Origin of the sequence: Bradyrhizobium sp. SZCCHNR1017 (assembly GCF_032381375.1) — a bacterium.
Classification (GTDB): domain Bacteria; phylum Pseudomonadota; class Alphaproteobacteria; order Rhizobiales; family Xanthobacteraceae; genus Bradyrhizobium.
This window is the reverse complement of record NZ_JAUHIR010000003.1, coordinates 1-22,612: the sequence shown is the minus strand read 5'-3', so window position 1 is coordinate 22,612 and position 22,612 is coordinate 1. Positions and strand designations below refer to the sequence as shown.

Sequence of the window (22,612 nt, the reverse complement as noted above, 5' to 3'; positions counted from 1 at the left end):
AGAGCGCGATAGCCTTTCCCGAAGGGGAGCCATCGCGCTCTATTGGTCGTGATCCAACCTGTCTATCGGCTCATTCGTCTGGCGGAATGCAGCGTGCCCAGCGCGTCGTCCGCAAACGTGCCCCGCTGATGGCCCCCCGAGGGCGCTGACATTCCTATGAGAGTGATCACGATAGGAATGTCAGCGCCGGCGCATCAGCTAGCCTTCTTCCGGAGCTTCGCGATCAGCGATCTGCTCGACCAGGTCGACGATGCTGCGACGAAGCTTCGAATCGTGGATCCGCGTGAATGCGCGGGTCAACGCCAGTCCTTCGGAGGTTGCCAGGAAATCAGACACATAGGCGGGCGAAGCGCCTTCGCCGAAAGCTTCACCGTTGGTCCCGCCACTCGGGACCCCTTCGAACAGGAAGGAGACCGGGACCTGCAGAACCTCCGAGATCTGCTGAATTCGGCTGGCGCCGACTCGATTGGTGCCTTTTTCGTACTTCTGTATCTGCTGGAACGTGAGTCCGAGAGCCTCGCCAAGTTTTTCCTGGCTCATGCCCAACATGATACGGCGCATCCGCACCCGGCTGCCGACATGCTTGTCAACAGGGTTGGGCGCTTTCGTCGACATCTCTCAACTCCTTAGAATGGGCCTCGGAACGAGGCGGTCGCAGTATGCCTCAGGCGCTCACACCGTCAATTTATGTTCGCATGTCGTACTAACGAAGACGGCCGAGCAACGAACTGGACGGCTCATGCTGCCGCGCGAGAATGCGAATTGCAGCAGCTATCTGTCAACACTTGGGGTTTTGCTTGTCAAAAAAAATCTTACGGACCCGGAAAGAATCGAGATCTTGCTGTCGTCAGGGAAGCTTTTGAGCAACACGTCTGCGAACGACGGTGCTCAGGGCGATCACTAACAGGATCGCAACCGGAATGTCGCCGAGCCTTGCATAGGCTGTCGGCTGCAACGCAACAGGCAGCGCGGAATCCAGCACGCCCTCTGCGCCGAGAGGCAATTGCTTAACGATACGGCCGACGGGATCGATCACTGCGGAGATGCCGGTGTTCGCAGATCGAACTAATGGAAGTCCTTGCTCGATCGCGCGCCACTGCGCTTGCTGCAGATGCTGATGAGGCCCAGTCGAAATGCCGAACCAGCCATCGTTCGTCAAGTTGACGATCCAGCCCGGTCGTTCTTCGGTCGGCACGCTGTCACTCGGAAAGATCGCCTCGTAGCAGATCAAGGGAAGAACACGCGGAGCGTGTGGCACGTCCAGGTTGCGTCGCGCCGTGCCGGGGATGAAGCCGCCCTGCACCCGCGTGAGCTGCTCGAGCCCGATCCGCTCCAGCAGATTCTGGAACGGCAGGAACTCGCCGAACGGGACCAGATGGAGCTTGTCGTAGACCGACAGCACGGTGCCGTCGTGATCGATCACGTAGATCGAATTGTAGGCCCGGGTGATGGGGGTGTTGCGAGGCGCGTCGGGGGCGCGGATCGAACCGGTGATCAGCACCGTGCCCGGCGACAGCAGGTCGGCGATCTGGCCCATCGCGTCCGCCTCGCGGGTCAGGAAGAACGGGAACGCCGATTCCGGCCAGATCAGGACGTTGGTGTCCCGGACGCCGGTGGCGTTCGGGCCCGAGGCGCGGTCCGACAGCGCCAGATAGCGGCGCATGACATCGGCCTTGGCGCCATAGTTGAACTTCACGTCCTGCTGCAGGTTCGGCTGCATGATCCGCAGCTTGAGGTCGGCGACGAAGGCTGTCGGATGCAGGCCGAGCCGGATGGCGCCGAACACGCCCATCATCACGAGCAGGGCGCCGGCCGCGGCCGGCGCCCGCCAGCGCTCACGCCATGTCTTGCCGTCGATCAGCACCGCGGGGCTGGCAAAGATCGCGATCGCCAGGAACGTCATGCCCCAGATCCCGATCAGCGAGGCCGTCTGCGCCAGCGCGAGCGGCTGCGACAGGGCATAGCCGAACGTGTCCCAGGGGAAGCCGGTGAGCGCGTGGCCGCGCAGCCATTCGCTCGCGGTCAGGCAGACGGCGAGCGCCAGGATGCGGGTTGCATCACGCGTCCAGATCAACCGGGCCAAGGCGAAGCCTAGGGCCGGAAACAGCGCGAGATAGGCCGGCAGGCCCAGCACGGCGAACGGCATCAGCCAGGCGAAGGTGTCGGCATCGACCAGGAACGCGTTGCCGATCCAGTAAAGGCCGGGGACGAAATAGCCCATGCCGAAGCAGAAGCCGGTGAAGGCGGCAGCCGGGATGCCGCGCCGCCGTCCCGCCGCGGCGCCATCGATCAGCCAGACCAGAACCGGGAAGGTGATCGCAAGCACCGGCCAGGCGTTGAACGGGGCCATCGCGAGCGAGGAGAGCGCGCCGGCGGCGAGCGCGATCGCCGCACGCTTCCAGCCCCAGGCCAGGACAACGCCAATGGCGAGGCCGCGAATCGTCGATGGGCGGATCACTGTGAGCTGGCTCCATCGCCCCGTGGCGGGCTGCTATCGTCGTGGACCGGCGCAGGGCCGGCCTCTGTCGGCGGCGGCTCGGCCGGGACGTCCGTGTCCGCCGGGGTCACTTCCGGCGCAACGTCTCGACGCCGGCTTTCGCGCTGCGGGCGGGGCGTCGGGCGTTCCTTGCGCGGCGCGATGCGCAGGCGCTTGACCCGGCGCGGATCGGCATCGAGCACCTCGACCTCGAAATTGCCGGGGCCGGAGATCAGCTCGCCGCGCACCGGCAGCCGGCCGACATGGTTGACGAGATAGCCGCCGAGCGTCTCCACCCCTTCGCCCGCCTCTCCCGTCACGAACTCCTCGCCGATCACCCGGCGTACGTCGTCGAGGCTGGCGCGGGCGTCCGCGATGAAGGCGTTGTCGGCCTGCCGCACGATCGCCGGCGGCTCGTCGCTGTCGTGCTCGTCGTCGATCTCGCCGACGATCTGCTCGACGATGTCCTCGATGGAGACCAGCCCGTCGGTGCCGCCATATTCGTCGACGACCAGCGCCAGGTGGATGCGCGAGGCCTGCATTTGCGCCAGCAGGTCGATCGCGCGCATCGACGGCGGCACGTAGAGCAGCTTGCGGATGATATTGGCCTCGAACAGCGGCATCGACAGATCGACGGCCTTGAGATCGAGGCCGGCGGGCAGCGGCTTCTTGCGCCGCGCCTTCACCTCGTCGGAGACCCGGGCCTGCGCCGTGGTGAAGGCAAGCAGGTCGCGGATGTGCACCATGCCTTCGGGGTCGTCGAGCGTGTCGTTGTAGACGACGAGGCGCGAATGCGATGCGCTCTCGAACAGGCTCATCAGTTCGCCGAGCGTGATGTCGCGCCGGACGGCGACGATGTCGGCACGATGCACCATCACGTCGGCGATGCGCCGCTCGTGCAAATCGAGGATGTTGCGCAGGAGCGTGCGCTCGACCGCGGAGAAGCCGATGTCATCGGGCGTCGAGGCATCGAGCACGACCTGCAGGTCGTCGCGAACCGAGCCGCCGCCTTTCCAGCCGAACAGGTTGCGCAGCGCGCGAAACAGCCAGTTCTCGCCCGGCGAGCGGCCGAGCTCGGCCGGCGGCACCACGGCCGGCAGATTGCGCGTCTGGCGCGGATTGTCATGGATGGGCTCGGAATCGGCCATGGTCAGTTCATCCGTTCCCGATCGGCATAGGGATCGGGGATGCCGAGATGGGCCAGGATCTCGGTCTCCAGCGCCTCCATCTCCTCGGCCTCGTCATCGGTCTCGTGATCGTAGCCGATCAGATGCAGGAAGCCGTGCACGGTGAGATGGCTGAGATGATGCTCGAACGGCTTCTGTTCGTCGTCGGCCTCGCGCCGCATCGTCTCATAGGCGATGGCGATGTCGCCGAGCATGCGCGGGGCATCATCCTCGCCGCGCGGTCCGGTCGGCTGCAGCGCCGGAAACGACAGCACGTTGGTGGGCTTGTCGATGCCGCGCCAATTGCTGTTCAGGGTGCGGATGCCCTGGTCGTCCGTCAGCATGACGGCGATCTCGGCGTCGCCGACGTCGGCGTCGACCATCTCGGCCGCGGCGAGAATGGCGCGTTGTATGACGTCCTCGGCGTCAGGCTGGTCCTGCCAGCAATCGGCTGCGACGATCACCTCGGTCGTTGGAATGGGACTTTGTGGCATCCTGGTCGATATCTGTGCGGATGGCGCTGGAACGACGCGACCATCGGCGTGCTTGCTCTCGCGTCAGCGGGCTTTCGGCCCCTCATAGGCGGCGACGATGCGCGCCACCAATTCGTGGCGGATGACATCCTCGCCGGTGAACCGGACCTGTGCGATCCCCTCGACACCGTCGAGCAGGCGCGCGGCTTCGGCGAGTCCGGAGGTCTGGCCGTTCGGCAGATCGACCTGCGAGGGATCGCCGGTGATGATCATGCGGCTGTTCTCGCCGAGACGCGTGAGGAACATCTTCATCTGCATCGATGTGGTGTTCTGCGCCTCGTCGAGGATGATCGCGGCGTTGGTCAAGGTGCGCCCGCGCATGAAGGCGAGCGGCGCGATCTCGATCTCGCCGGCCTGCAGCGCGCGCTCGACGATGCGCGCATCCATCAGATCGTACAGCGCGTCGTAGATCGGGCGCAGATAGGGATCGACCTTCTCGCGGAGGTCACCAGGCAGGAAGCCGAGCCGCTCGCCGGCTTCGACCGCCGGGCGTGAGAGGATGATGCGGTCGACCTCCTTCCGCTCGAACAGCTGCGCCGCATGCGCGACCGCAAGCCAGGTCTTGCCGGTGCCGGCCGGGCCGATGCCGAACACGAGCTCGTGCCGCTTCAGCGCGCGGATGTAGGAATCCTGCGCGGCGGTGCGGGCGCGCACCGGGCGCTTGCGCAGGTTGATGCTCTCGAACGCGTTCTTGGCGTTCTTGGCGTCGAACTCGAACAGCGAGCCCTGCGCCACCACGGCGCGGATCGCGCCCTCGACGTCGCCCTGCGCCAGATCGTGGCCCTTCACGGCCTGCGCATAGAGCGATTCGAGCACGCGCCGCGCGGCATCGCAGCCGTCGCGTGTTCCGCCGATGGTGATGTGGTTGCCGCGGGAATCGACGACGACGCCGAGCCGTCGTTCGACCAGGGCCAGATTCTGGCCGTAAGGCCCAACCAGGGCGGAGGCGGCACGGTTGTCGTCGAAATCGATGACGACCTGGGTCTCGGGGGGCATGGACATGTCGCGGTCGTACTTGCGGCTGGGAGCGAGGGAAGACGGATCCGATGCGCTCTTGGGCAAGTGCTCAGCCTCCGATGGACACGAGGGGCGTGGGGGAGATCACTGCCGGCGCGGCCGTGACGAGCTCGCCGAGCAGGCTGTAGCGTTCGAGACTGTCGATCCGCACCGGCAGAACCTGGCCGATGATGTCGTCGGACGCCATGACGTGGGCCGGTTGCAGATACGCGGTCCGTCCGACCAGTTGCCCGGGCTTGCGCGCTGGCCGCTCGAACAACACGTCGACGACCTGGCCGATCGCGGCCTTGTTGAAGGCTGCTTGCTGGCTGTCGATCAAGCTCTGGAGGCGCTCCAATCGCTCGTCCATCTCGGTCGCTGACACCATCTCCGGCATGTCCGCTGCCGGAGTTCCCGGGCGCGGCGAATACTTGAACGAATACGCCGCAGCGTAGCCGATTTGGTCGATCAGGGCGAGGGTGGCGCGAAAATCTTCCTCGGTCTCGCCCGGGAACCCGACGATGAAATCCGAAGAGAATGCAATGTCGTGACGGACGGCGCGAAAACGGTCGACGACTTTGCGATAGTCAGTCGCCGTGTGTTTGCGGTTCATGGCGTTCAGGATGCGGTCAGATCCCGACTGAACCGGCAGATGCACGAACGGCATCACCGCTTCGAGATCGCGATGCGCCGCGATCAGGCTGTCGTCGACGTCGTTGGGATGGCTGGTCGAGTAGCGGATCCGCCCCACGCCCGGAATCTCGGCGATCCCATGGAGCAGCCGCCCCAGCGTCCAGGGCCGGCCGTCAGGGCCTTCGCCGTGATAGGCGTTGACGTTCTGGCCGATCAGGGTGATCTCGCGAACGCCATTGTCGACGAGCTGCGTCACGTCGTCGACGATGCGTGTCACCGCACGCGACATCTCGCTGCCGCGCGTATACGGCACCACGCAGAAGGTGCAGAACTTGTCGCAGCCTTCCTGCACGGTCACGAAGGCCGAGACGCCGCGGGCGCGGATCGCCGCGCGGCTGGGTTTCGCCAGGAAGTCGAACTTGTCCTGGGCCGGGAATTCGGTCTCGATCGCCCGCTCGCCGCGGCGGGCCTGGGCCAGGAGCTGCGGCAGATGGTGGTAGCTCTGCGGGCCGACCACGACGTCGACGGTGGGGGCGCGGGCGATGATCTCCTCGCCTTCCGCTTGCGCCACGCAGCCGGCCACGGCGATCTGCATCGTCCGGCCGGCCCGCGCGGCGTCCTGCTTCGCGACCCGCAGCCGCCCGAGCTCCGAATAGACCTTCTCGGAGGCCTTCTCGCGGATGTGGCAGGTGTTGAGGATCACGAGATCGGCGTCACCGGCCTCGGCGGTCTCGACGAAGCCCTCAGGCCCCAGCGTGTCCACCATGCGCTGGGCATCGTAGACATTCATCTGGCAACCATAGGACTTGATGTGCAGCTTGCGCGGCGGCGTCATGAACCCTTGCATGCAGTCGGAGGCGCGCCCAATTCGGCGCCGCGCTCAGATATAGGCTAGGGGGCCGAAAATCCAGCGATCGCGGGCTTTTTCTCGGCCAGCCGGCTCAGAATCGCCGGCAACTGCCGCATGTCGTCGAAAACCACGGTGGCGCCGGCCGCGCGCAGGTCGTCGGCGTGCCCGGGCCGGCAGTGGCTGCCGCCGTGAAACCCGAGCACTGTCATGCCGGCGGCGACACCGCCCCGGATACCGGCCGTGCTGTCCTCGACCACCACGCAGGCCGCGGGACGCGCCTTCATCTGCGCTGCCGCGAACAGGAACAGATCGGGCGCGGGCTTGCCGTTCTCGACCTGGGAGGATGAGAAGATGTGTGGGGCGAGGCGATCGTAGAGCCGGGTGGCGCCAAGGCTGACGCGCATGCGCTGGTGCGAGCCGGAGGAGGCGACGCACACCGGCACGTCGATGGTGTCGAGCGCCTCCGCGATCCCGTCGATGGCCGCGAGGTCCTGCTCGAAGGCGCGGAACAGGCGATCCTGCAGTTTCGGGTTGAAGTCGTCGGGCAGGGAACGACCGAGCTCGGCCTCGACCTCGAGCTTCGCCTGTTTCAGGGAGCGGCCCAGGAACCGCGCGAACACCTGCTCGGTCGTGATCGGATAGCCGCACAGGCTGAGCACGTCGGCGTGCGTCTGACAGGAGATCACCTCGCTGTCGACCAGCACGCCATCGCAATCGAAAATGACGAGATCGAGGTTCGAAGCCGGCGCCGCGTCAGCCATTCGTCTCTTCGTCGAGCGGCACGCAATACAGCTCCAGCCGGTGATCGACCAGCTTGTAGCCGAGCTTGCGGGCGATCTCGGCCTGCAGCTTCTCGATCTCCTCGGAGGTGAACTCGATCACCTTGCCGTCGCGCAGATTGATCAGATGATCATGATGGCTGTCGCGCATCTGCTCGTAGCGGGCGCGGCCCTCGCGGAAATCATGGCGTTCGATGATGCCGGCATCCTCGAACAGCTTCACGGTGCGATAGACCGTGGAGATCGAGATCTTGTCGTCGACGGCGACGCAGCGCCGGTACAACTCCTCGACGTCGGGATGGTCGCAGGCTTCCGCGAGCACGCGGGCAATGACCCGGCGCTGCTCGGTCATGCGCATGCCGGTGGCGGCACAGCGGGCCTCGATTCCGGTGGAATTGAGCGCTGGCGTGGTTTTCAAGGAGGTCATCGTGTCTCGCCTCAAGGATGCGCTTTCTGCCACCAAGCGCAGGTTACGACAAGTCCCGGCGCATCAGAAGCGCATTCAACTGTTCCCCGCCGGGCTGAAGGTAATAGCGTTCCCGACGGCCCACGGTCGCAAATCCGGCGCGTTCATAGAGTCGGCGGGCCGGCTGGTTGTTTTCCTCCACTTCGAGAAAGACCGTCCGGACCCCGCGCCCCGCGAGGTGCCCGAGATGCTGCAGCAACAGATCACGAGAAAATCCGCGGCCGCGCTGATTTGGGTCAAGTGCAACTGACAATATTTCCGCTTCGTCCGCGCCGATTCGCGAGACGATGAAGCCGATGAGCTTCCGCCCGAGCCGCAGCCGATGGATCATGGTGTTGCGCTCGGCCAGCATCGCCTCGAACTCGCCTTCGCCCCAGCCGCGGTGAAACGAGGCGGCGTGGATCTGGGCGAGCCGGGCGGCGTCGCGCGGCGTGGCCGCTTCGATCAACGGTTTGGGGCTGCCGAGCCAGCGGAAGAACATGTTCATGACGAGACGGCCGTCTGCGCCGGTTGACGCGCCGCACCGGCGGGCGGCTTGACGTCGGGCGCGCGCAGATAGAACGGCCGCGCCGGCGCGTGCGCCGGGTCGGCGGCCGCGCCGAGCCAGGCGACCCAGCCGATGTCGGGCCCGTCTTGCGAGTCGACCGCAACTGGCGCGGCTGCGTCCTTGGGCCACCGCTCGGCCAGCAGCGCCGCGGCGTTGCCGACGAGGTGCGGGGCGCCGAGCCGCGCGGCCGCCAGGACGTCGTCTGTCGCAGCGACCTGGGGCGCGACCAGTTCCTCGCCGCTGCCGCTCACGACTTGGTAGTAGACATGGTCGTGCCGGGCATCGATCGCCGAGATCACCGGGTTGGCGCGGTCCTCGCTGACGATCGGCGCCGCGTAGGCGGACAGCGTGGTCACGCCGACGACCGGCTTGTGCGCCGCCAAGGCAATGCCGCGCGCGGCGGAGAGGCCGACGCGCAGCCCGGTGAAACTACCAGGACCCGTCGTCACCGCGATGCGGTCGAGCTCGTGGAAGCCGACGCCCGACTGGCGCATCACGCGCGCGATCAGCGGCATCAGCGCCTCGGCGTGGCCGCGCTTCATCGGCAGCGTTTCCTCGGCGCGCATCGCGGCCGAATCAGTGTCCAGAACGGCAGCCGCGCAATGGTCGAGGGCAGTATCGATGGCGAGGATCAACATCCGGTCAGATTCACATTGAAAGGAGCGCCGAATACCTTTTTGGGGCTTTGATAAAGTCGGTTGCCGCTTTCTTACATCCTGATCGGGAAAAACGCATCACGGCGCACGACCGCAAACTACTGAATTGGCGCTCATTCAAGCAAATCTTTCCGGGCTGTTGGATTGATCGTCCGGTTCGACGTTCAGGCCGCCGCGCCATCCCGGTGGCAAAGGCGATGCCGGCGCGATGGGGCCGGGTCGAGGCGATCAATCGCTCGCAAGCCGGTGCTCGGGTTCGGCACCGATGGCATGGGGGTCGCCGCCTCATCCGGACCAGCCTCAAACGCCCAATTCCGCTCGGTCAAGTTCGAGCGCAGTGGGGGGCGACGAACAGGTCCGGCGAAAGTACCGATTGGCGCAAGTCTGGGCGGCGCCGGCGAAGCCGGTCGGCGCGCCGAGCGCGGTGACGAGCGAGATACCGTCGAGCATGCGGTGGGGGCGGCCGTGGCCGCCACCCTCGGCAGCGCAGCGTGAGCAGAGGCAAATGCTGATTAGCGCGCAGATCTGTTCGCCAACCCCATTCGCCATTGCCTTCCTACATCGGCCGGACTTCAACCACCTCGGGCACGAAGTGCTTCAGCAGGTTCTGGATGCCGTGCTGCAGGGTCGCGGTCGACGACGGGCAGCCCGAGCAGGCGCCCTTCATGTTGAGATAGACGATGCCGTCCTTGAAGCCGCGGAAAGTGATGTCGCCGCCGTCATTGGCTACGGCCGGGCGGACGCGGCTCTCGATCAGGTCCTTGATCATGCCGACCGTCTCGGTGTCGGCCTCGTCGTAGAACTCGTCGTCCTCGTCGGCGGATTCATCATTGGCGGCGCTGCCGTCGGCGAGCAGCGGCGCGCCCGACATGTAGTGCTCCATGATCGCGCCGAGGATCGCCGGCTTGAGGTGCTGCCACTCACCGTCGCTCTTGGTGACGGTGATGAAATCGGCGCCGTAGAACACGCCGCTGACGCCGTCGACGGCGAACAGGCGCTCGGCCAGCGGGGAGCGCGCGGCGGCGTCGCGGCTGCCGAACTCCATCGTGCCCGCGGGCAGCACGACGCGGCCCGGGATGAACTTCAAGGTGGCGGGATTGGGGGTGGCTTCGGTCTGGATGAACATGGTTTTCTCCGGCAGCGCCGGTTCAAGGCCGGCCTGTGGTGTCCTCATAGCAGATGGCGCGAACGCGCGCACGATCAAGGGGGCATGGCCGGCGTTTCCGATCTAAGCCTATGATAGAGCGTCGAGATCGGCGTCACCGAGATCGCCCGGCACGATCACCAGCGGGATCGGGAAGGCACCGCTCGTCTTGGTGACATGGGTGACCAGCGGGCCGGGGCCCTCGGGGCCGGAATGGGCGGCGAGCACCAGCAGCGCGATGTCGCTGTCGTGCTCGATCGTCTCCAGGATCTGCGCCGTCGGCTCACCTTCGCGGATCACCCGTTCCGGCGCGGTCACGCCGATCGCCGACAGCAGCGCCGCGGCCTGGTCGAGCTCGGCATGCGCCTGCTCCTGCGCCTCGGCCCGCATCAGATCGGCGACCCCCAGCCATTGCTGGTTCTGGTCCTCCGTCTCGATCACGTGCAGCATGACGATACGGCCGCCGGAACGGACCGCCCAGCGGCCGGCATAGCGGACCGCGCGGTCCCACTCCTCGCTGTCGTCGACCACGACCAGGCATTTCGGCGCATGGCCGGTCTGGTAGCTCTGCCGCTGCGCCGCCATCGCGTTCCCGCCTGCTGCTGCGAGTCGATCCGGCCGCGATGCTGCCACAGCCCATCTCCGTTGGGGAGAGGGCTGCGGGTTCCATCGCGCCCGCAACGACAGCGGTGGTGCGGCTTCTAGTAGCGAGGATGTCGCTTCGCTCATCCTGGCTACGGCCGCAAGGCCGACTCCGGAGCGCGCGCCGTGCTGCTCAGGGCTTGCGGATGAAGCCGACGATGTCCTTGGCCGTCTTCATGGTCTCCGCGGCGATGGCCTGGGCGCGGTCGGCGCCGTCGACCAGCACGGACTCGACGTAGCCGGGATCGGCGGTCAGGCGCTTCATCTCCGCGGCGATCGGCCCGAGCTTGGTGACGCACAGCTCGACCAGCGCGTTCTTGAAGCTGGAGAACTGGCCGCCGCCGAAATCCCTGAGCACATCGGCCTTGCTGCGGTCCGACAGCGCGGCGTAGATGCCGACGAGGTTGTCGGCCTCGGGACGTGCGTCCAGCCCCTTTTCCTCGGTCGGCAGCGGCTCCGGATCGGTCTTGGCCTTGCGGACCTTCTGCGCGATCGTATCGGCATCGTCGGTCAGGTTGATGCGCGAATAGTCCGAGGCATCGGACTTCGACATCTTCTTGGTACCATCGCGCAGCGACATCACGCGCGTCGCGGGACCGGTGATGAAGGGTTCCGGAAGCGGGAAGAACAGGCCGTCGCCGAAGCCGTGGCTGCGGATCGAGTCGCCGTAGTCATTGTTGAACTTCTGCGCGATGTCGCGCGAGAGCTCGAGATGCTGCTTCTGGTCCTCGCCGACCGGAACATGGGTGGCGCGGTACAGCAGGATGTCGGCGGCCATCAGCACCGGATAGTCGTACAGACCGACCGATGCGTTCTCACGGTCCTTGCCGGCCTTCTCCTTGAACTGCGTCATGCGGTTCAGCCAGCCGATGCGCGCGACGCAGTTGAAGATCCAGGCGAGCTCGGCGTGCCCTGAGACCTGGCTCTGGTTGAACACGATGTGCTTCTTCGGATCGATGCCGGCGGCGATGAAGGCGGCGGTGACCTCGCGGGTGTTGCGCGCGAGTTCGGCGGGGCCGCCCCAGACATCGATCGGCATGGTGATCGCGTGCATGTCGACGACGCAATAGATGCAGTTGTGGGTCTGCTGCATCTTCACGAAGTTGACGATCGCGCCGAGATAGTTGCCGAGATGCAGGTTGCCGGTCGGCTGGACGCCCGAGAAAACCCGTTCCACGAAGGCCATGGTCACTGTTCCGGATGAATGGATTTGGGGTCGTTTGGCACGTGCGCCTCAAAGGTGCAAGTCGCCGGCGGGCTTTTGCCGGATCGCCCGGACGGTTTCGCGCCAGCTTACGGCGCCCAGGGACAACAGAAGCACGCCGTAGAGGATGATGGCGCCGCTGATCAGGGCGGCGAGCAGGGCGGCCGCGCCGAGATGGCTGCTGCTCCACGTGCCGGCGAAGCGTCCGGCGACGGTCCAGAGGACCGCGCCCATGACCATCGCAGCCAACGTGATGCGCGGCAGCCGGCGCCGCGAGGCAGGGGGAAGCGCGAAACCGAAGCGCGTGGCGCCACGCCGGATCAGGACCGCCGCATTGGCCCAGGCACCGAGCGCGAGCCCTGCCGCGATGCCACTTGCCGCAAACAATTGTGCGAGCAGGAACGCCAGCGCGATCGCGACACCGCATCCGATCAACGTCGCGCGCAGCGGCGTCCGCGTGTCCTCGCGCGCGAAGAAGGCGGGCTGCAGCGCCTTGGTCAGCACCTGCGCCGGCAACGCTGCCGCGAGCCAGGTCAGCACCTGCGCCGTCGCGGCGGCATCGTCCGAACTGAATGCGCCATGTTCGAACAGCAAACGAATGATCGGCTCGTTCAGGATCATGAGTCCGAGCGTCGCAGGCAGCGCGAGCCCGATCGTCAGCTCGAGGCCGCGCGATTGCACCTCCGCCAGAGCCTCCTCGTTGCCCTCGTGCAGCGCGCGCGTCAGCTCCGGCACCAGCACCGTGCCCATGGCAACGCCGACGAGCCCGAGCGGCAGCTCGATCAGGCGGTTGGCGAAATACAGCCACGACACCGCGGAAGGCGAGGTGGAGGCGATGACCGCGCCGCCGACCGCGAGCAATTGCGGGCCGGCGCTGGCGACCATGCCGGGCAGCGCCTTGGCGAAGAAGCCGCGCATTTCGCCATGGAAGGTGACGCGCACCGGCGAGGCGAGGGGGCCGTCGCGGCCTCGCCGCGCGAGCATCGCGAGCTGCAGCAGCCCGGCGACACCGATCGTGGCGGCGAGCAGCAGCGCGGCGCTTCCAGGGTCCGGATGTTGCATCAGCAGCACGATGGTCACGCTGATCAATGCCACGTTGAACAGCAGCGGGGCGAAGGCCGCGAGCGCAAAGCGTCGTTGCGCGCTGGACAGTGCGAGCAGCACCGTCGAGGGGCCGGCAAAGGCGAGATAGGGCAGCATCAGCCTGGCATCGTTGACGGCCAGGGTGAGCGTCTCTTCACCGGCGAAGCCCGGCGCGAGCACGGTCATCACGAACGGCATCAGCAGCGCCAGCACCAAGGTGGCGGCGAGCAGGCCGGCGCTGACGGTGCCGAGCACGCGGCCGGCAAAAGCTGCCGCATGTGTCCTACCAGACTGCTGGTATATTCGCAGCCAGGCCGGCACCAGGGCTGCATTGAGCGCGCCCTCCGTCAGCAATCGCCTGACGACGTTGACGAGCTGAAACGCCGCGAGAAATGCGTCCGCGACCGGACCGGCGCCGAGCAGCGCGGCCATCAGCGCATCCCGGACGAAGCCGAGCAGGCGCGAGGCCAGTGTTCCTGACAACACAGTCACGAATGAGCGGATCATCAGGCTTCTATAGCAGCGCCGCTTGTGATAGGCCGCAGCGTTTGCAAAACGCCGTAAACGGGGCCAGTGGATGACTGACGCGAAATACGATGTTCTCGGGATCGGCAACGCGATCTTCGACGTGCTGGTGCATGCCGATGAAGCCTTTCTCACCCGGCACGGCATGACCAAGGGCAGCATGGCGCTGATCGACGAGGCCCGCGCGGCCGCGATCTATGCCGATATGGGTCCGGCCACCGAGATGTCCGGCGGTTCGGGGGCCAACACCATCGCTGGCCTCGCCAGCCTGGGCGCGCGTGCCGCTTACGTGGGCAAGGTCAAGGACGACCAGATCGGCCGGATGTACCGGCATGATATCCGCGCCGCCGGCGTCACCTTCGATACCGTGCCCGCTGCCGACGGCCCGGCGACCGGCTGCTGTTACATCCTGGTGACGCCGGACGGCGAGCGCACCATGAACACCTATCTCGGCGCCGCGCAAAATCTCACCGCCGCGGACATCGATCCCGCGCAGATTGCGGCGGCGCGCATCATCTATCTCGAAGGTTATCTGTGGGACCCGAAGGACGCCAAGGATGCGTTCGTGAAGGCGGCGGCGATCGCGCATGACGCCGGACGCGAGGTCGCGCTGACCTTGTCGGATTCGTTCTGCGTCGATCGCTATCGCGAGGAGTTTCTCGACCTGATGCGCGGCGGCACCGTCGATCTCGTCTTCGCCAACGAGGCCGAGCTGCATTCGCTGTACCAGACCTCGGATTTCGACGGCGCGCTGAAGCAGCTGCGTGAGGACGCCACGCTCGGCATCGTCACCCGCAGCGAACAAGGCTGCGTCGTGGTGTCGAATGACGGCGTGATCTCGGTGCCGGCGCATCCGATCGAGAGCCTGGTCGATACCACCGGCGCGGGCGATCTGTTCGCCGCCGGCTTCCTGTTCGGGCTGGTGCGCAAGACCGGCTATGAGATGGCCGGCCGCCTCGGCGGCCTCGCCGCCGCCGAAGTGATCCAGCACATTGGTGCAAGGCCGCAGGTGTCGCTGAAGGATTTGGCGGCTCAGAACGGACTGAAGGTGTAGGTCGAAGCTGGGGTCACGCAGCCGTTCTCTTGCGCTTCCGACACCACTCTCTGCACCGTCATATCTCTGCACCGTCATGGCCGGGATTGACCCGGCCATGCACGCTTCTTGAGTTGTCGTCGTGAAAGACGAGGATGCCCTGGCCGAGCCCGGACATGACGTCGAACTAACAACGAGTCCGCTCGGGGCGGGACCGAGCTATCAATCTGATCACGCCGCCTTCTGTCCGCCCGCGGCATCGAGCCCGGCATAGACCCCGCGCTCGAAGCCGGCAAAGGTCTCCAGGCACAGCCGGTCGGCGAACGGCAGGAGCTGCATCAGGATCACGCCGGTGACGTCGCGCGCAGGATCGATCCAGTAGTAGGTGTTGGCGAGGCCGGCCCAGGCGAGGCTGCCGGCACTGCGGCCCTCCGGGGTCTGCGCCGTCGTGATCATGAAGCTCAAGCCCCATTTCTTGACGATGTCGGGATAGAGATCGACGTCGTTGGTCACGCCGGGCACCGCTGCGGCCATCTTCGTCATCTCGAGCTCGCCGATATGATTGTCGCGCATCGCCGCGACCGTCTCGGGCTTGAGCACCTGGTTGCCGTTGCCGCGGCCATTGTTGAGGATCATCCGGGTGAAGCGGATGTAGTCGCCGGCCGTGCCGTAGAGCCCGCCGCCGCCCATGTGGAATTCCGGCTCCTGCTCGAGCTCGAACGGGATCGGCGCCAGGCTGCCGTCCTCGCCGCGGGCATGCATGCCGACCAGACGCGCGCGCTGCGACGGGCCGAGCTTGAAGCCGGTATCGTCCATGCCGAGCGGTGCGAACAGATGGTCGCGCAAGTACGCGTCGAGCTTCTGGCCGCTGGCGGCCTCGACCGCCTTGCCGACGAAATCGATGTTGATGCCGTATTCCCAGCGCGTGCCGGGATCGGAGGCGAGCGGCAATTTGAGAGCGTCGTTCTTGCAGGTGATGATGCCGGGCGTTCCGGCCTTCTGCACATAGGTGGCCATATCGCCGTTCCACATGTCGTAGCAGAAGCCGGCGGTGTGGGTCATCAGATGGCGCAGCGTGATCGCGGTCTTCGCCGGCCGCAGGATCGGCTCGCCATTGGCGTCGAAACCGTCGAGCACCTTGGGCGCGGCGAGGTCCGGCAGCACCGTGCCGATCGGCGCATCCAGTGACAGCCGGCCCTGCTCAACCAGCTGCATCCCGGCCGCGCAGGTGATGGCCTTGGTCATCGAGGCGATCCAGAACACGCTGTCGGTGGTCATCGGGTCGTCGCGGCCGAGGTCGCGCTTGCCGAAGGCGCCTTCGTAGATGATGCCGTTGCTGTCAGCGGCGATAGCGACGACGCCGGGGATCTCTCCCGCCTCCGCCTTCTGCCGCAGCACGCCGTCGATGTCGGTCTTGTTCTGCATGGTCTCCTCCGTTCCGTTCTTGATGACGGTAGGCGATTGTTTCTCGGGGCGGCCTGGGCAGCAAGGACCGCCGGTCTCACGGCCGGTCGCGATCTCGTGATGATGCGGCGCGAACGAAGCAGGCGGGGACAACAGCGCTGCGGAGGCCACAGCGCTTCAATTTCTCGCCAGAATCATGATTAGTTCCACTCAGTCGCGAGTCCGACACATGGGGGCCATGTTCCCACCACGGGCTTGCGACTGTTGTGAGTTGCAACCATTTTTGCATTAAAGGGTTCAAGAACCGGCTTTTTCGAGCCGATGGCATGGCTTTGGCGGCAATGTCCGCCGTTGGGGGCGATATGATTTCAACGTGGAGCGAGTGGAAGCGGTATCCCCGCCCGGGGCGCGGCGACAATATCGAGGCGCCGATCACGCCCGGCATCTACGAAGTGCGCATTGCGGCGACCGGAGCGCTGTATGCGTTCGGCGCGGTCGACAATGTGGCGCAGGCCCTGGCGCTGCTGCCCGTGGGGCAGAAATCATGGTTCGGCCGCCGTGATCCCGCCGCCTTGCCGGACCTGGAATACCGCACCTGCGCGACCTCGACCAAGGCCGACGCCAAGGCGGCGGCGGAGCGCATGATCGGCCGGCGCGAGACCTATATGAGCGGCGCGGCCTGATCCCGGGTCGGCTCGTCAGCATTCAGCATTTGGTGCCGTACAGGCACGGATCGCCGGATCGAATGTACCGTTGAGGAGGCGCACGCGCCGTGCGCCGCCGCCGGGGCGTGGCTATATTCGGAGACGATCGCTCGCTTTCGAGGAGTTGCCCGATGACACCGCCCGCCGCCGCCCGTGCCTCCACTGCCGCCCCGAGCCTGCGTGACCGCCTGAAGGATCCGTCGCTGCTGCGTGAGCAGTGCTACATCGATGGTGCGTGGGTCGGTACGCCGGTGCTCCCGGTCAACAATCCGGCCACCGGCGCCGAGCTCGCCAAGGTCGCGCAGCTCGGTGCGGCGGAGACCACGCAAGCCGTCGAGGCCGCCGCGCGCGCGTTCCCGTCCTGGGCCCGGCTGACCGCCAAGCAGCGCTCCAATACCTTGCGCAAATGGTTCGAGCTGATCACGGCCAACCGCGAGGACCTCGCGCTGATCCTCACCTCCGAGCAGGGCAAGCCGCTGACGGAGGCGCTCGGCGAGGTCGATATCGGCGCCGCCTATATCGAGTTCTTCGCCGAGGAGGCGCGTCGCGTCTATGGCGAGACCATCCCGACCCAGAAGCCGGATGCGCGCCTGCTGGCGCTGAAGCAGCCGATCGGCGTCTGCGGCGCCATCACGCCATGGAATTTCCCGAACTCGATGATCACCCGCAAGGTGTCGCCCGCGCTCGCCGCCGGCTGCACCGTGGTGCTGAAGCCGGCCAACGAGACGCCGCTGTCGGCGCTGGCGCTCGCCGTGCTGGCCGAACGCGCCGGGATTCCTGCGGGCGCGCTCAACATCGTCACCGGCGACGCGCCTGACATCGGCAAAGTGCTGTGCGAGCATCCGTCGGTGCGCTTCATAGGCTTCACCGGCTCGACCGAGGTCGGCAAGATTCTCTATCGCCAGTCGGCCGGCACGGTGAAGAAGCTCGGGCTCGAGCTCGGCGGCAACGCGCCGTTCGTGGTGTTCGACGATGCCGATGTCGATGCGGCTGTCGAAGGCGCCATGGTCTCGAAATATCGCAACATGGGCCAGACCTGCGTCTGCGCCAATCGCCTCTATGCGCAGGACGGCATCTACGACGCCTTCGTCGCGAAGCTCGCCGCCAAGGTCGCGGCGATGAAGATCGGCGAGGGCACCGAGGCCGGCGTGACCCAGGGGCCGCTGATCAACGAAGAGGCGGTTGAGAAGGTCGAACGCCACATCGCCGATGCGGTCAAAGGCGGGGCGAAGGTCGTCACCGGCGGCAAGCGCCATGCGCTCGGCCGCACCTTCTTCGAGCCGACCGTACTTCGGGACGTCAAGGCCGACGCGCTGGTCGCGCATGAGGAGACGTTCGGCCCGCTCGCGCCCGTCATTCGCTTCAAGGACGAGGCCGATGTCATCGCGATGTGCAACGCCTCGCCGTTCGGCCTCGCGTCCTACTTCTATGCCCGCGATCTCGGCCGGGTCTGGCGCGTCGCGGAGGCGCTGGAATCAGGCATGGTCGGCGTCAACACCGGTCTGATCACCACCGAGGTCGCGCCGTTCGGCGGCGTGAAGGAGAGCGGCCTCGGGCGCGAAGGCTCGCATCACGGCATCGAGGAATACCTCGAGATCAAGTACGTGATGATGGCGGGCGTCTGAGCTCTGGACGCCTGGGCTCAGGCCGTCTTCGGCAGCTTGTCCACCGGCACCAGGTAGGACTTGTTGCCGACCTGGAAGATGACCTTGCCGCTCTTGCCGTCGGTCGTCGAGATCTGCGACTGACCGAACATGATGACGTTGTTGTAGACGATCCCCGTGCCCTGGCGCGTGACGCCGTTGGTCGTCACGCTGACCTGGGCCTCCTTGCCGCTGACGGACAGCACGCGAAAGCTCGCGCTCTGGCCGTTTTCGCCGGAGTAGCCGGCCCAGCTGCCGACCAGATTGCTCTCGTCGGCGGGAGGCGCCTGTTTCTCCAGCATCGCGGTGGCCTTGCCGCCGCCGGCCGAAAAAAGCAGCACGGCGTTCTTGCCGTTCTTGGTGCCGAGCGTGACCGCGCCGAAGTCGATGGTCGAGCCGTTGACCTGGCCGATGCCGCGTTCGGTGCGGCCGTTATGGGTGTACTCCACCGTCGCGGCGGCGCCTCTGATGTTGACGACCTTGAAGCTCACGGCCTGGCCGTTGGCCGTCCAACTGCCCTTCCACTCGCCCAGCAGGTTGCTCTGGCGATAGACCCGCTCGTTGGCAGGCGAGATCTGGTTGGTGCTTTGGATGGCGACCATGTGTGTTTCCAAGGAGCTCGACTGCTCGTTTACCCCGTATGTCGGATCGTTGCAGAGTGTTGCTAACGAGGCGTAGGTCGAGAGGGTTAACGAACGGTGAACTGCGGCTGCGAGCCGCCCGTTCCGCAGTGCGGCCCATCGTCTCAGCGTCTTCTGCGGCGATGGACATCACCACCGGATGAATGCGACGGCGCGAAGCGCCACCGGGCTGCACGGGCGTAAGCGAGCCGCTTGCCCAGACGCGCCGGATCGTCGACCATGACGCGGCGAACCACGACCTCTCAATGTGCGAGCTCACCATGACCGCAGCCTTCACGCGCGTCGGTGTCGGCCAGCTTCCGGACGCGGATGCGCGCCGCCTCGATGCGGACGGTTATCTGCTGCTGCGCGGCGCGATTCCGGCGGACTGGCTCCCGCCGCTGCGCGATGCGTTCGAGGCGGGCACGCTGCCATCCGAGCAATGGCCGGTGCCGCGCGGCCGCGACTGGCGCCACGCGATGGTCGATCTCGATGCCACGGTGCAGCGCGCCTGCCGGCTGCCGGTGATGCTCGCGGCCGTGTCTCACATTCTCAAGGCGCCGTTCTTCCTCGGCCAAGTCGAGGGCCGCGAGCCGCTCGCCGATGGCGGCCAGCAGCCGTTGCATCGCGACGGCGTCGACCGGTTCCGTACCGACGCCGTCTCGGCGCTCGCCTTCCTCGATCCGTTCGGCCCCGACAACGGCGCGACGCAGGTGGCGCCGGGCACGCATCGCCGCGACACGGATGATGCGCAGGCCGCCCCGTTCGTCACGGCAGGCGAAGCCGGCGACATCCTGCTGTTCGACGTCAACCTGCTGCACGGCGCGACCCGCAACCGCAGCGGCGCCCGCCGTCGCTCGCTGCTGATCACCTACGCCACCTCGGTGCAGCTGGACGCGTGGCGACGGACCCGCGCCTTGCGCGCGGTGCGCATGGACCAGGACGAAATCTTCGGCGCGGAGTAGCTGCGCCATCCGCCGAAGCTGCCAAGCTTCCAGCCCACATCCCGCAGAGAGGACGCTCATGAGGCTGTACGATTCCGCGACCGCGCCAAGCCCGCGCCGCGTGCGCATCTTCCTCAGCGAGAAGGGCCTCACGATTCCCACCGTTCAGCTCGACCTGCGCGCCGGCGAGCAGTTCCGGCCGGAATTTCGCGCGCTGAACCCGCAATGCACGGTGCCGGTCCTGCAGCTCGACAGCGGCGCTGCGATCACCGACATCATCGCGATCTGCCGCTACCTCGAGGAGCTGCATCCCGAGCCGGCCCTGATGGGGCGCAGCGCGGAGGAGCGCGCCGTCATCGAATGCTGGGTGCGGCGGATCGAGTGGGACGGCATCTACGCCATCCAGGAAGCGTTCCGGAACAGTGCGCCAGGGTTGGAGAGCCGCGCTCTGCCCGGCCCGTTGCCGCTCGAGCAGATTCCGGCGCTGGCGGAGCGCGGGCGTCTGCGCGCCGCGCACTACTTCGCCTGGCTCGACGCGCGGCTCGCCGACCACGCCTTCGTCTGCGGACCCGACTTCACCATTGTCGACATCAGCGCCATGGTGACGGTGGATTTCGCGGTCCGCGCCAAGCTCGATCCACCGGATCACCTCCACCATCTCGCGCGGTGGTATGGTGTAGTTTCGAGCCGTCCCAGTGCGAAGGCTTGATATGATGAGCCTCGGTCGTCACTCCGTCCTGCTCGACCTCGACGGCACTCTCATCGACTCCCAGCCGGGCATCGCCGCGAGCACCCTGGCTGCCTTGCGTGCGCTCGGACACGCGCCGGACGACACGCTCGATGTCCGCAGTGTCATCGGGCCGCCGCTGCAGGACATGTTGCGGGCGCTGCTGCAGGCCTATGACGACGATCGGGTCGACGAAGCGGTGACCGCCTATCGCCAGCATTACGGCGAGAGCGGACTGTTCGGCAGCGAACTCTATGCCGGCATTCGGGACGCGCTGCACGAGATGCATGGCGCGGGGGTGCGGCTCTATCTCGCGACATCCAAACGGGAGGTGTTTGCGCGCCGCATCCTCGAGCATCTCGATCTCGCGTCGCTGTTCGACGCCATCCACGGCTCGGTGCCGTCAGGTCTGCTGGACCACAAGCCGGAGCTGCTCGCGCATATTCTCACCACGCGGAATATCGCACCCTCCGACGCGATCATGGTCGGTGACCGCCGCCACGACATTGCCGGCGCCCACGCGGTCAGGATGCGCAGCCTCGGCGTGCTCTGGGGCTATGGCAGCCGCGACGAGCTCGAGATGGCCGGCGCCGACCGCCTCGTGGAATGTCCGGCCGATCTCGCGCGCGCTGTGCTGTCGATGCTGAAGGTCTAGCTCGATCACAACCTCCTGTGTTCGCGACACCCCGATCGGTTCGCGCGTCAACCTTGCACCGGAACCGGAAAGCCGCGAATATTCCCGGCAGATCAGCTGTCATCACGGGACTATCACACACATGCAGTTCGACGACGTCATCCTCGGCCGCCGCAGCATCCGCGGCTACAAGCCCGATCCGGTGCCGCGGGCGCTGATCGAGGAGATCATCGGGCTTGCGATGCGCGCGCCGTCGTCGATGAACAGCCAGCCCTGGAATTTCTACGTCATCACCGGCGAGCCGCTGAACCGCATCCGCGCCGGCAATACCGAGCGGATGGTCGCCGGCGTCCCGCAGTCGCGTGAATTCCGTATCGGCCAGCCCTTCGCGGGCGCGCATCGCGAGCGCCAGGTGCAGGTCGCCAAGCAGTTGTTCTCCGCCATGGGCATCGCGCGCGACGACAAGGACAAGCGACAGGACTGGGTGCTGCGCGGCTTCCGCCAGTTCGACGCACCGGTCTGCATCATCGTGACCTATGATCGTGCGCTCGACGGCAGCGACGACACGCCGTTCGACTGCGGCGCCGTCACCAATGCGCTGGTCAACGCCGCCTGGTCGCGCGGCCTCGGCGCCGTCATCAACAGCCAGGGCATCATGCAATCGCCCGTGGTGCGCGAGCACGCCGGCATCGCCGACGACCAGGTCATCATGAAGAGCGTCGCGCTGGGCTGGCCGGATCACGATTTCCCCGCCAATGCCGTGGTGTCGGAGCGGAAGCCGGTGAAGGAAGCGACGGTGTTCGTGGGGTTCGAGGACTAGAGCGCGTACTCATAAAGCTCGATCAGGTCCACTTTGGAGGTAAGGCCAACCTGGCTGCTGCGCGACATCGAAGTGACGCGATAGTATTTCGAAGCTGAAGGGCCTCGTGGTATCAAGAGCTGGCCGACTTCGCAGCGGTCATTGCGTTGCCGGCCTACATGTTTTGCGCGTCTAGGATCGGACATCTGATGAAATTTCTGGCCCTGTTGCTGGCCCTTCTCGCAGCGCCAAATGGTGCTTGCGCAGAAGGAGCAGTCTTTAGGGTCGGTGTAACCGAGCGTGATTTTGTTCCTGCTGAGCCTTACAATTGGCGCGGCGCCCAGACACATGCGCTCCGCGCAACGATATGGTATCCGGCCGCAGCGGATGCGCCCGAGAGACCG

At 66.3% G+C, this 22,612-nt stretch carries 24 protein-coding genes; 8 read left to right on the top strand and 16 right to left on the bottom strand.

Going from position 1 to position 22,612, the window contains the following annotated elements:
• Positions 1-198 precede the first annotated feature (198 nt).
• The 14 genes from QW863_RS09005 to murJ form a co-directional block, all read right to left on the bottom strand.
• Entirely contained in the window at positions 199-615 is a 417-nt protein-coding gene (locus tag QW863_RS09005) for a helix-turn-helix domain-containing protein (RefSeq protein ID WP_006615449.1), read from the bottom strand.
• 232 nt (positions 616-847) lie between these two features.
• On the bottom strand, positions 848-2,458 hold the full coding sequence (gene lnt / locus QW863_RS09000) for an apolipoprotein N-acyltransferase (protein ID WP_315716931.1): 1,611 nt from the start codon (positions 2,456-2,458) through the stop codon (positions 848-850).
• Positions 2,455-3,624, bottom strand: a complete 1,170-nt coding sequence (locus QW863_RS08995; protein WP_315716932.1) for a hemolysin family protein — start codon at positions 3,622-3,624, stop codon at positions 2,455-2,457. The genes lnt and QW863_RS08995 overlap by 4 nt, the downstream gene beginning before the upstream one ends.
• A 2-nt stretch (positions 3,625-3,626) precedes the next feature.
• Positions 3,627-4,136 carry an rRNA maturation RNase YbeY gene (gene ybeY, locus QW863_RS08990; RefSeq protein WP_315716933.1) on the bottom strand — a complete coding sequence of 170 codons (510 nt, stop codon included), beginning with the start codon at positions 4,134-4,136 and terminating at the stop codon, positions 3,627-3,629.
• 63 nt (positions 4,137-4,199) lie between these two features.
• Entirely contained in the window at positions 4,200-5,177 is a 978-nt protein-coding gene (locus QW863_RS08985; protein ID WP_315716934.1) for a PhoH family protein, read from the bottom strand.
• A gap of 64 nt (positions 5,178-5,241) precedes the next feature.
• On the bottom strand, positions 5,242-6,639 hold the full coding sequence (miaB, locus tag QW863_RS08980; RefSeq protein ID WP_315716935.1) for a tRNA (N6-isopentenyl adenosine(37)-C2)-methylthiotransferase MiaB: 1,398 nt from the start codon (positions 6,637-6,639) through the stop codon (positions 5,242-5,244).
• 56 nt (positions 6,640-6,695) lie between these two features.
• Positions 6,696-7,415 carry an HAD family hydrolase gene (locus QW863_RS08975; RefSeq protein ID WP_315716936.1) on the bottom strand — a complete coding sequence of 240 codons (720 nt, stop codon included), beginning with the start codon at positions 7,413-7,415 and terminating at the stop codon, positions 6,696-6,698.
• Entirely contained in the window at positions 7,408-7,860 is a 453-nt protein-coding gene (locus QW863_RS08970; protein ID WP_315716937.1) for a Fur family transcriptional regulator, read from the bottom strand. Before QW863_RS08970 ends, QW863_RS08975 begins: the two co-directional genes overlap by 8 nt.
• A 43-nt stretch (positions 7,861-7,903) precedes the next feature.
• Positions 7,904-8,386: a ribosomal protein S18-alanine N-acetyltransferase gene (gene rimI / locus QW863_RS08965; protein WP_315716938.1), complete on the bottom strand. Its 483-nt coding sequence runs from the start codon at positions 8,384-8,386 to the stop codon at positions 7,904-7,906.
• Positions 8,383-9,084 carry a tRNA (adenosine(37)-N6)-threonylcarbamoyltransferase complex dimerization subunit type 1 TsaB gene (gene tsaB, locus QW863_RS08960; protein WP_315716939.1) on the bottom strand — a complete coding sequence of 234 codons (702 nt, stop codon included), beginning with the start codon at positions 9,082-9,084 and terminating at the stop codon, positions 8,383-8,385. Before tsaB ends, rimI begins: the two co-directional genes overlap by 4 nt.
• A 574-nt stretch (positions 9,085-9,658) precedes the next feature.
• Positions 9,659-10,228 carry a NifU family protein gene (locus tag QW863_RS08955; RefSeq protein ID WP_315716940.1) on the bottom strand — a complete coding sequence of 190 codons (570 nt, stop codon included), beginning with the start codon at positions 10,226-10,228 and terminating at the stop codon, positions 9,659-9,661.
• A gap of 108 nt (positions 10,229-10,336) precedes the next feature.
• The gene (locus tag QW863_RS08950) at positions 10,337-10,831 is read right to left on the bottom strand and encodes a universal stress protein (protein WP_315716941.1); all 495 of its coding nucleotides are present in this window, start codon (positions 10,829-10,831) and stop codon (positions 10,337-10,339) included.
• 190 nt (positions 10,832-11,021) lie between these two features.
• Complete coding sequence (gene trpS, locus QW863_RS08945; protein WP_315716942.1) at positions 11,022-12,074, bottom strand: tryptophan--tRNA ligase; 1,053 nt, start codon at positions 12,072-12,074, stop codon at positions 11,022-11,024.
• Positions 12,075-12,122: 48 nt separating this feature from the next.
• Positions 12,123-13,682: a murein biosynthesis integral membrane protein MurJ gene (gene murJ, locus QW863_RS08940; RefSeq protein WP_315716943.1), complete on the bottom strand. Its 1,560-nt coding sequence runs from the start codon at positions 13,680-13,682 to the stop codon at positions 12,123-12,125.
• 70 nt (positions 13,683-13,752) lie between these two features.
• On the opposite strand from murJ, the gene QW863_RS08935 reads away from it, so the two are divergent.
• Positions 13,753-14,754 carry an adenosine kinase gene (locus tag QW863_RS08935; protein ID WP_315716944.1) on the top strand — a complete coding sequence of 334 codons (1,002 nt, stop codon included), beginning with the start codon at positions 13,753-13,755 and terminating at the stop codon, positions 14,752-14,754.
• Between the two features lie 210 nt (positions 14,755-14,964).
• Here the strand turns inward: QW863_RS08935 and QW863_RS08930 are convergent, their stop codons facing one another.
• Entirely contained in the window at positions 14,965-16,158 is a 1,194-nt protein-coding gene (locus QW863_RS08930; RefSeq protein ID WP_315716945.1) for a serine hydrolase domain-containing protein, read from the bottom strand.
• 341 nt (positions 16,159-16,499) lie between these two features.
• Between QW863_RS08930 and QW863_RS08925 the strand changes: the two genes are divergently transcribed.
• Both QW863_RS08925 and QW863_RS08920 read left to right on the top strand, forming a co-directional pair.
• Positions 16,500-16,820: a hypothetical protein gene (locus tag QW863_RS08925; RefSeq protein ID WP_011942561.1), complete on the top strand. Its 321-nt coding sequence runs from the start codon at positions 16,500-16,502 to the stop codon at positions 16,818-16,820.
• Positions 16,821-16,972: 152 nt separating this feature from the next.
• Positions 16,973-18,466 carry an NAD-dependent succinate-semialdehyde dehydrogenase gene (locus QW863_RS08920; RefSeq protein ID WP_315716946.1) on the top strand — a complete coding sequence of 498 codons (1,494 nt, stop codon included), beginning with the start codon at positions 16,973-16,975 and terminating at the stop codon, positions 18,464-18,466.
• Positions 18,467-18,483: 17 nt separating this feature from the next.
• Here QW863_RS08920 and QW863_RS08915 read toward each other — a convergent pair whose 3' ends face one another.
• Complete coding sequence (locus tag QW863_RS08915) at positions 18,484-19,086, bottom strand: hypothetical protein (RefSeq protein ID WP_315716947.1); 603 nt, start codon at positions 19,084-19,086, stop codon at positions 18,484-18,486.
• Between the two features lie 299 nt (positions 19,087-19,385).
• Between QW863_RS08915 and QW863_RS08910 the strand changes: the two genes are divergently transcribed.
• The 5 genes from QW863_RS08910 to QW863_RS08890 form a co-directional block, all read left to right on the top strand.
• Positions 19,386-20,069 (top strand): phytanoyl-CoA dioxygenase family protein, encoded by a 684-nt coding sequence (locus tag QW863_RS08910; protein ID WP_315716948.1) that lies wholly within the window; start codon positions 19,386-19,388, stop codon positions 20,067-20,069.
• Between the two features lie 58 nt (positions 20,070-20,127).
• Entirely contained in the window at positions 20,128-20,757 is a 630-nt protein-coding gene (locus QW863_RS08905; protein ID WP_315716949.1) for a glutathione S-transferase, read from the top strand.
• 4 nt (positions 20,758-20,761) lie between these two features.
• A complete protein-coding gene (locus QW863_RS08900) occupies positions 20,762-21,430 on the top strand; it encodes an HAD hydrolase-like protein (RefSeq protein ID WP_315716950.1) in 669 nt (222 codons plus the stop codon).
• Between the two features lie 121 nt (positions 21,431-21,551).
• Positions 21,552-22,229, top strand: a complete 678-nt coding sequence (locus QW863_RS08895) for a nitroreductase (RefSeq protein ID WP_315716951.1) — start codon at positions 21,552-21,554, stop codon at positions 22,227-22,229.
• 188 nt (positions 22,230-22,417) lie between these two features.
• A partial coding sequence (locus tag QW863_RS08890; RefSeq protein WP_315716952.1) for a hypothetical protein occupies positions 22,418-22,612 on the top strand: 195 nt, incomplete at its 3' end.